The organism is Mycobacterium sp. (genome assembly GCF_019247615.1).
GTDB lineage: Bacteria > Actinomycetota > Actinomycetes > Mycobacteriales > Mycobacteriaceae > Mycobacterium.
The window spans coordinates 1-9,072 of record NZ_JAFBAT010000253.1 but is presented as its reverse complement, the minus strand read 5'-3'; the positions used below and the strand labels follow the sequence as shown (position 1 = coordinate 9,072).

The 9,072-nt window shown below is 64.1% G+C and carries 7 protein-coding genes; all 7 read left to right on the top strand.

Going from position 1 to position 9,072, the window contains the following annotated elements; genetic code table 11:
• Window positions 1-788: FAD binding domain-containing protein (locus tag JO059_RS17315; protein ID WP_293320858.1), on the top strand; the 788-nt coding region annotated here is incomplete at its 5' end.
• Complete coding sequence (locus tag JO059_RS17310) at window positions 788-3,505, top strand: molybdopterin-dependent oxidoreductase (RefSeq protein WP_293320857.1); 2,718 nt, start codon at window positions 788-790, stop codon at window positions 3,503-3,505. The genes JO059_RS17315 and JO059_RS17310, both read left to right, overlap by 1 nt.
• Window positions 3,506-3,518: 13 nt before the next feature.
• Complete coding sequence (locus JO059_RS17305) at window positions 3,519-4,490, top strand: antibiotic biosynthesis monooxygenase (RefSeq protein WP_293320856.1); 972 nt, start codon at window positions 3,519-3,521, stop codon at window positions 4,488-4,490.
• Between the two features lie 73 nt (window positions 4,491-4,563).
• Entirely contained in the window at window positions 4,564-5,646 is a 1,083-nt protein-coding gene (locus tag JO059_RS17300) for a hypothetical protein (protein ID WP_293320855.1), read from the top strand.
• 29 nt (window positions 5,647-5,675) lie between these two features.
• Window positions 5,676-6,158 carry a nucleoside deaminase gene (locus JO059_RS17295; protein WP_293320859.1) on the top strand — a complete coding sequence of 161 codons (483 nt, stop codon included), beginning with the start codon at window positions 5,676-5,678 and terminating at the stop codon, window positions 6,156-6,158.
• Window positions 6,159-6,351: 193 nt separating this feature from the next.
• Complete coding sequence (locus tag JO059_RS17290) at window positions 6,352-7,833, top strand: biotin carboxylase (protein ID WP_293320854.1); 1,482 nt, start codon at window positions 6,352-6,354, stop codon at window positions 7,831-7,833.
• 112 nt (window positions 7,834-7,945) lie between these two features.
• A partial coding sequence (locus tag JO059_RS17285; protein WP_293320853.1) for a serine hydrolase occupies window positions 7,946-9,072 on the top strand: 1,127 nt, incomplete at its 3' end.

The window sequence follows — 9,072 nt, the reverse complement described above, 5'->3', positions numbered from 1 at the left end:
GCCGGCCGTCCGATCGACCGGGCGGGGCGTGGCGCACTGGCGATGCGTGGCTGGCCGGGGGGACGTGGCTGTTTTCTGAGCCACAGCCCGCCGTGCGCCGGTTGGTCAACCTCGCCGAACTTGGCTGGCCCAGCCTGGTGCCTGATGCCGGGGGTCTTGAGATCGCCGCGACGTGCACGATCAGGGAGCTGCACGAGTTTGTGCCGCCGGCCGGGTGGCTGGCCGGCGCCCTGTTGCGCACTAGCTGTGAGGCGTTCCTGGCGTCGTTCAAGGTGTGGAATGCGGCGACGGTGGGCGGCAACATCTGCATGTCCCTGCCTGCCGGACCGATGATCACCATGACCGTGGCACTCGGGGCGACCTATCACCTTTGGTCCGCGGATGGAACCGAACGAACAGTCGCGGCGAAGGATTTCGTTGTCGGCGACCACCGAAACGTGCTGCGACCGGGGGAAATCCTGCGTAGTGTGCACATCTCCAACGACGCGCTGTGCAAGCGATACACCCACCGGCGATTCACGCTGACCAAGCTGGGCCGCTCCACGATATTCATGGTTGCGACCCAGACGCCCGCCACCGACGATCTGATGATCACCATCACGGCGGGTACCACGCATCCGGTCGTGCTGCGGTTCGACGTAGTGCCCGATGCCAACACGTTGCAAGACCGGATTGATGCGCTGCCGACGGAGGTCTGGTTTGCCGACCCCAACGGCACACCGGATCACCGGCGGCACCTGGCCAAGCACTACGCCGAAGAAATTCGGATCGAATTCAGGGGCCAGTGATGAGCTACGTCGTCAATGGCAAGACCTTCTCGCAGGAGCCTCGACCGGGTCAATGCCTGCGGACTTTCCTGCGTCACCTGGGCTGGCTCGGGGTCAAGAAGGGCTGCGACGCCGGCGATTGCGGCGCGTGCACGGTCTGGCTCGACGGTAATCCGGTTCACAGTTGCATCACGCCTGCGTTCCGCGCCGACGGGCATGAGGTGACCACGATCGAGGGGATAGGTTCACCGGAGAACCTGCACCCAATGCAGCGACAGTTCCGCGATGCTCCCGGGTTCCAGTGTGGCTTTTGCACTCCGGGCATGATCATGACGGCGTCTGCCTTTACTGATGAACAAAAAAGGGATCTGCCCAATGCGTTGAAAGGCAACCTGTGCCGCTGCACCGGCTATCGGGCGATCGAGGATGCGGTCAACGGCGTGGCCGCGATCGAAGAGGCAGCGCCCGGCCAGGCGGTCGGCACGAGTGTGGGTGCACCCGCAGGAGCCGATGTAGTGACTGGACGGGCCGAATACACGATGGACACCGAGATGGAGGGCATGCTCCATCTGAAGGTGCTGCATTCACCACATGCACACGCACGCATCGTCTCAATCGACACGTCCGCGGCGCTGGCCGCGCCCGGAGTGCATCGGGTGTACACGTGGGAAGACGTGCCCCGCAAGCTGTTCAGCACCGCGATCCACACCGATCATCTTGTTGACCCCGACGACACCTACATGCTGGACAACGTGGTGCGCTTCGTCGGTCAGCGTGTGGTCGCGGTGCTGGCCGAGACGATCCGCGCCGCCGAGGAAGGCTGCCGCAAGGTCGTGGTCGAGTACGAGGTGCTGCAGGCGGTGTTTGATCCCGAGCAGGCGATGGAGTTCGGCGCGCCGCAGCTGCACGGTTCCGACGACCCGTTCGTTCAGGACCCGGTGCATAACATCCTCGTCGAACTGCACGGCGAGATCGGCGATGTAGCAAGGGGTTTCGCCGAGGCCGATGTCATTCATGAAGGCACCTACTTTACGCCGCGGGTCCAGCACGCACACTTGGAGACGCACGGGTCGATCGCCTGGATGGAAGATGGCCGGCTGCACGTGCGGACCAGCTCTCAGTCCCCGTGGGTCTGCAAGGGCAAACTGGAGCACCTGTTCAACTTGCGCCCCGATCAAGTGCGGGTGTTCTGCAAGCGCGTAGGTGGCGGTTTCGGCGGCAAGCAGGAAGTGATCAGCGAGGATTTGGTGGCGCTGGCCGCCCTGGACACCGGCCGCCCGGCATGCTGGGAATACACCCGCGAAGAGGAATTCACCACCGCCTCCCCCAGGCACCCGATGAAGATCACTGTGAAACTCGGTGCACGTGCCGACGGCACGCTCACCGCCATTCATTTCCGCAATGTGTCCAACACCGGCGCTTACGGCAATCACGGCGGTGAGACGGCGTTCGCCGGAGCGTCCGCAGTCGCGATCTACCGCTGTCCCAATAAGAAGTTCGACGGTTACGCGGTGTACACAAACTCGGTTCCCAGTGGCGCGCTGCGCGGCTACGGCATGACTCAGCCGGTATTCGCGGTGGAGTCGGCAATGCATGAACTGGCCGTGGCGATCGGCATGGATCCGCTGGAGTTGCGCCGCCGCAACATCGTTCGGCCCGGCGAACCGCTGCTCGCGATCCACGAAGAGGCTGACGACGTGGAATTCACGGAGGACACGTTGGCTTGCTGCATCGATCGTGTCGACGGCGCACTTCGCTCCCACCCCAACGGAGAGACGCTGGGTGAGGACTGGCTGATTGGCACCGGCACGGCGAGTTCGATTCACGAAACCGCACCACCGACCGAACACATGTCTGTCGGGCTCGCCACACTCGGGGACGATGGTGTCTACGAAATAGCGATAGGAACTGTCGAGTTCGGCGAAGGAACGTCGACCGCCCACGTCCAGATCGCTGCGGCCGAGCTGGGCACCACTCCGGCGCGAATCCGGCTCATCCAGTCCGACACCGACCGCACCGGGTTCGACACCGGCGCATTCGCAAGCGCCGGACTGTTCGTTGCCGGCAACGCGGTGCAGCGAACTTCCAGGGCGCTGCGCGACCGGATCTTGCGCTTCGCTTCCGCACATACCGGGGTCGACTTGGCCTCATGCACCATGGACAACGACGCCGTGCGCTGCCGCCACACCCGTGTTCTACTGACCGAACTGGCGGCCGCCGCCGCGTGCCGAGGTGTGCGGTTGACCGAATCGCGCAAGGCATATGGCTCGCCACGAAGCCTCGCCTGCAACGCGCATGGCTTCCGCGTCGCGGTGCACCGGGTAACCGGGGAGATCCGCGTCCTCTACAGCGTGCATGCCACCGACGCCGGAGTGGTTATCAATCCGCAACAGGTTCGCGGACAGATCGAAGGCGGTGTGACTCAAGGCCTTGGCTTCGTGCTGACTGAGCACCATATGGTCGATGAGAACGGCGTAATGACCAATCCGACGCTGCGCAACTACCGCATCCCGACCTATGCGGACACTCCGCGTACAGAGGTGATCCTGGTCGAATCCACCGACTCGGCCGGCCCCATGCGGTCCAAGGGAATCGCCGAAATGTGCATCAATCCGGTCGCGCCCGCAATGGCCAACGCGGTTTATGACGCGACCGGCGTACGATATCGTGAGCTGCCATTAACGCCCGACCGGATCTTTGCGGCCCTACGATCGCACCGGCTGACCCCTACCGGCTGAGCGCCAGACATCGATGACCCCCGACGAGCTTGCCGACAACGCCGCCACCGTCATCATTGGCGAAAAGGTCCGGGCCGGCTGCGAAGAGGCGTTCCTGTCCTGGCAGCAGCAGCTGAATGGCGCGGCGTCGCATTATCCGGGATTCATTGCGGCGGAGATCAACCCGCCGACACCAACGCAGCCGCTGTGGTCGCTGATCTACCGCTTTGACTCAGTTGCGAATTTGCGGGCATGGATCAACAGCGCCACGCGCCAGGACCGGCTCGCCGAAGGGCGGCGCTATCTCGACGGACCCCCCACTCAGCAGATCGTCACGGGCAGAGCGGCGCTCCCCGACACCCTCATAACTACCGTCGTCACCCATCGGGTCGCGCCTGAGCACGTCGACGAGTTCCTGTCCTGGCAGGAGCGACTTCGATTAGCAGAGAATAAGTTTCCAGGTTTCCGAGGCTCTGAGATCTTCCGGCCGATCGAGGGCGTCCAGGACGAATGGACAGCGCTCTACCGCTATAGCAGCGCCGCCGACCTCGACAGGTGGCTGACGTCAAGCGAACGCCAACAGCTTCTCGATGAAGGACAGCGGTTCAGCGACTTTCAGCTGCGCACGATTGACAACTCGTTCGGCAGCTGGTTCACATTCGACGAAGACGGTGGGCAGGTCCGTGCGCCATCGAAGGCGAAGACAGTTATCGCGGTGTGGGTCGGCTTGTTTCCAACAACAACGCTGCTGAGCCTGGCGTTATCGCCGGCCGGATTGTCGCTGTGGCAAGGGATGCTGATCGGAAACCTGGCGTCCAGCTTCGTAATGACCTTCGTCACGATGCCGTTCTATGTGAACCCGTTGCTCAAACGCTGGCTGCACCCCGCTCCTGACGCCCCGAAAACGACGACCAACATTCGCGGCGCCCTGTTGATCGTCACGTTGATGGTGTTCTGGGCGGTGTTGTTCTGGCTGGTGACCTCCGTGTTCTGGAAGCTCCCGTGAAACGGCCACCGCCATGGGCGAACACCAGATGACCTCTTAACCGACACCAAATCCTGAAGGAGTAGCGACCCCTATGACCGAATCCAATGGCAGCGCGGTGCCGGACTTCATGCGCCCGGTCGTCGCAGACGAGCCGCCGGCGAGCGCGCGCGCGGTCGCCGAGCGCGCGGTCCTTGCGCTGAACGAGTCGATGTTGACGGTTTACGACGCATCCCTTGAGAAATTCAAACAGAACATGCGAGACCAGGTCCCCATCATCCTGGCGCTGTTCACCGGCCAGGGCGGGCAGATGATCCTGTACCCGCCCGGACAGCCACCCGAAGTCGCACCGTCGGTGCCGATCGTGTATCAGCTGTTCAAGTCGGTGGGCCACAGCACGATGGCCATCTACGAAATCGTCTCACCGTACTTGTCAAATGCCTATGCCAATCAACTGTGGCGCCCGCCGCTGGCGATGTACCGGGCACAAAACCAGACAGCTCTCGAAGGCCTTGACGCCCTGGACGTCTCCGATGACCAGCGCTCCCTGCTGCGCACGATCCTGCAAAACAACCTGGCTTTCATGGACGGGTGCCTGGCACGAGGTGGCTACGCCTACGACGACGTCGAGAACTTCATCCGCGACACCACACCCCATTCGGTCAAGACGATCGACGTCGCCTCGAGCGCCCAAGTGGGCCACTGGATGAGCGTCATCGAGGGGTGGAAAGCACGACTTGGCGACGCCTGGGATCGCACCTACGCGGTGAGCAACTCGCTTTACGTCGCGCGACAGAACAACATCCTGTTCAGCGTTCTCGTCCAGTTCATGGGCACCAAAACGATGGGTGACCGGTTGTTGCTGATCGAGACGCCGGAGTTCGAGACCACGCCCGAGAAGATGCTCGACGTGCTCGGTCGCATCGTCGCCGACCGTTCGCTGGGTCAGGTCTTCTTCCGCGACTACTTCCTCATGGACGCCGAGCTTCTCGGTGGCGGCGGCCGAGCGGCCATCGAGCGCGAGATGGCCAACCGGGGTACGGAAGCGTTGCTGCCTACGCTGGCGCCGTTCCGCTCCAACGACTGGCCGTGGAAGACCGACCCAACCAAAGGAACCGGCCCGGCACGGCTGGAGGACGCCCTGGCCTGCCCGGTCCGCCCACATTCGGTCGGCTGATGACAGCTTCGACTGTTCCCACGGATCCGGTGGACTTCGCGCGGCGCACCATCGAGATCGCTCGCACCAGTGTCGCCGAGGGTGGGTTGCCGTTCGGGACCGTCATCGTCATGGACGGTGAGATCCTCGCCGAAGGCCGAAATCTCGTTCACCAGACCCACGACCCGACCGACCATGCGGAGATTCGGGCCATTCGCGAGGCGTGCCGAAAGCTGGGCACAGAGCACCTGACCGGATGCACGGTCTATGCCATCGCGCACCCGTGCCCGATGTGTCTGGCTGCGTTGTACCATTGCGCGCCAGACGAAGTCGTCTTTGCGGCCACCCGCGAGACTACGTCGCCGTACATGGTGGGCGGCAACGACAAGTACATCGATCCCGGCAGTTTCTATGATGAGTTCGCCAAGCCGTGGGACCAGCGGCGCCTACCAATGCGCTACGAGCCCCACGACGACGCCATCGAGGTCTACAAGCTCTTCCGGGAAAGCAGGATGGGCGATCAAGGTTCGTGAGCGATCGAAAACCTCGGCCAATGACCCCAGCCCGCCCACTGAATCCACGGCACCACGACACGCGCCGCGGGAATCGGATTCCTCCGGTTGATCCTCCATGCAACCATGGGCTGGTGCACACTCTTGGCATGAAACCTTGTGATCTCACCGCCGTCGCACTCACCGCAGCACCCCAGTCTTCAGCGCGGCTGGCATGAACGTGAGCGCCAATGGACCTGGGCCGGAGCCCCGCCGCGTCCTAAACGGCCTCTCGGACGTGCGCGCGTTCTTTCACACCAACGCCGTGCCGCTGTACTTCATCTCGCCGACTCCGTTCAACCTGCTGGGCATCGACCGCTGGGTGCGAAACTTCTTCTACCTGACCTACTTCGACTCGTTTGAGGGCGTACATTCGCGGGTCTTCGTGCCGCGGCGACGCGACCGCCGGGATTTTGACTCCATGGGGGATGTGTGCAGCCACCTCCTGCGCGATCCCGAGACGCTGGAGTTCATCGCGGGCCGGGGGCCCGGGGGCAAGGCCTGCTTCGTGATGATGGACGAGGAGACGCAGGCCCTCGCGCGGCAGGCTGGTCTGGAGATCATGCATCCCTCGGTGGACCTGCGCAATCGGCTGGGATCCAAGACCGTCATGACGCGGCTGGCCGACGAGGCCGGCGTCCCGAGTGTGCCTCACGCAATCGGGCGAGCCAGCTCCCACGACGAACTGCTGAGTCTTGCGCACGAGGCCGGACTGGGAGACAACCTCGTCATCTCGATCCCCTATGGCAACGCCGGCAGCGGGACCTTTTTCATACGCGGCCAGCGCGACTGGGACGACCACGCCGGTGACCTGGTGGGCCAGGATCTCAAGGTGATGAAGTACATCCGCAATGTCGAGGTGTGCATCGAGGGCACCGTGACGCGCCACGGCACCGTGATCGGACCGCCGATGACCAGCCTCGTGGGTTACCCGGAGCTGACCACCGGCAAGGGCACCTGGTGCGGCAATGACGTCTGGCGCGAGGTGCTGCCGCCCGCACAGACGCACGCCGCACGCGAAATGGTCGGCAAGCTGGGCGACATCCTCAGCCGCGAGGGATACCGCGGCTACTTCGAAGTGGACCTGTTGCACGACTTGGACACCGACGAGCTTTACCTCGGCGAGGTAAACCCGCGCCTGTCCGGCGCCAGCCCGATGACGAACCTGACCACCGAGGCGTACGCCGACATGCCGCTGTTCCTGTTCCACCTGCTCGAGTACATGGACGTGGAGTACGAGCTCGACATCGACGAGATCAACGCGCGCTGGGAGCGCGGCTACGGCGAGGACGAGGTCTGGGGTCAGCTGATCATCAGTGAGACCTCACAGGATGTGGAGATCTTCACCGCGACGCCGCGCACCGGTGTGTGGCGCATCGACGACGAGGGCCGTGTCTCGTTCGCTCGCCCCGCTAACGACTGGGCAACGCTGCTCGACGGGTCCGAGGCGTTCTACATGCGGGTCGCGGCGCCCGGAGACTTACGCGCCGAGGGCGCCCAACTCGGCGTGCTCGTCACCCGCGGGCACCTGCAGACCGACGACTACCAGCTCACCGAGCGCTGCCGACGCTGGGTCAAGGGCCTCAAGGCAAAGTTCACGTCGACGGCCCTTACGCCGGCCGCGCCTATTGTCCCGCGGCTCGTTGCACGAGCGTGAGATTGACGAGCGCACGTTGGTTGCTCACTCGCACTTCTTCACGCCAGCGTGAATCTCGACGAAGATTCGCAGAGGCTCCACGGGGGGCCGGCGATCCCGGGAAGCCGGGCGCATGAGGGGTGGCGAACCTGGTCGCGTGCCGGCCGGTATCTCGTTGGAAAACTGGCTGTCGCCGCCACATTCGCACTGGTCCTTCCAGCACGTCGAAGACTTCGTGCCGACCGCGCTCATCTCGCGCGGGAGCGGGCCGGTCGCGTATGTGCCGGCCGCGAGTGCTTCACTGGCCGAGATTCCCGTGACCAGCACCGGCGGGCTGGCGACCACGGTTGGCGCCGTGATGGTAGCGACCGCCACCGACGGGTGGGCCGTCGCGTACCGCGGTTCGATGGTCACCGAGGAGTACCTCGACGGCATGATGCCCACGACCCGGCACCTGCTGTTCTCGGTGAGCAAGTCGCTGGTAGCGGCCGTGGTCGGTGCGTTGCACGGGGCAGGCGTCCTCGAGATCGATGCGCCGGTCACCAAATACGTTGCTGCATTGGAGAATTCCGGCTACGCCGGTGCGACGGTGCGCCATCTGCTCGACATGAGGTCGGGCATCGCCTTCTCGGAAAACTACCTCGACCCGGCCGCGGAGATCCACGTCTTGGAGCAGGCGCTCGGGTGGCAGCCCAAGCGCAATCCTAACGTCCCCTCCACGCTGTATGACTACCTGTTGAGCTTGCGGCAGAAGTCCGCCCACGGCGGCCCATTCGAATACCGCTCCTGTGAAACGGACGTGCTCGGCTGGATCTGCGAGGTCGCGGGCGGGGAGCGAATGCCCGAACTGATGTCGGAGCTGTTGTGGAGCCGCCTCGGCGCCCAATGCGACGCCACCATCGGCGTAGACACCGACGGCACTGGGCTTTTCGACGGCGGCGTCAGCGCCTCTCTTACGGACCTGATCCGGTTCGGGTCAGTGTTCTTGCGCGACGGCGTGTCGCTGACCGGCCAGCAAGTGGTGCCCGCGACCTGGATCGCCGACACCCTCGACGGCGGCCCCGACTCGCGTGCGGCGTTCGCCGCCAGTCCCGACGACACCGAATTGCCCGGCGGGATGTATCGCAATCAGGTTTGGTTTCCGTATCCCGGCAGCGACGTCCTGCTGTGCTTGGGCATGTGCGGTCAGATGATCTACGTCAATCGCGCCGCAGAGATGGTCGCCGCGAAGCTGTCCACCCAGCCTCATTCTCACGAGCC

Excerpts from the sequence above, each read along its gene's own strand:
- JO059_RS17300 (WP_293320855.1), top strand. The coding sequence starts at position 4,564 with ATGACCGAATCCAATGGCAGCGCGGTGCCGGACTTCATGCGCCCGGTC.
- JO059_RS17290 (WP_293320854.1), top strand. The coding sequence starts at position 6,352 with ATGAACGTGAGCGCCAATGGACCTGGGCCGGAGCCCCGCCGCGTCCTA.
- JO059_RS17310 (WP_293320857.1), top strand. The coding sequence starts at position 788 with ATGAGCTACGTCGTCAATGGCAAGACCTTCTCGCAGGAGCCTCGACCG.
- JO059_RS17305 (WP_293320856.1), top strand. The coding sequence starts at position 3,519 with ATGACCCCCGACGAGCTTGCCGACAACGCCGCCACCGTCATCATTGGC.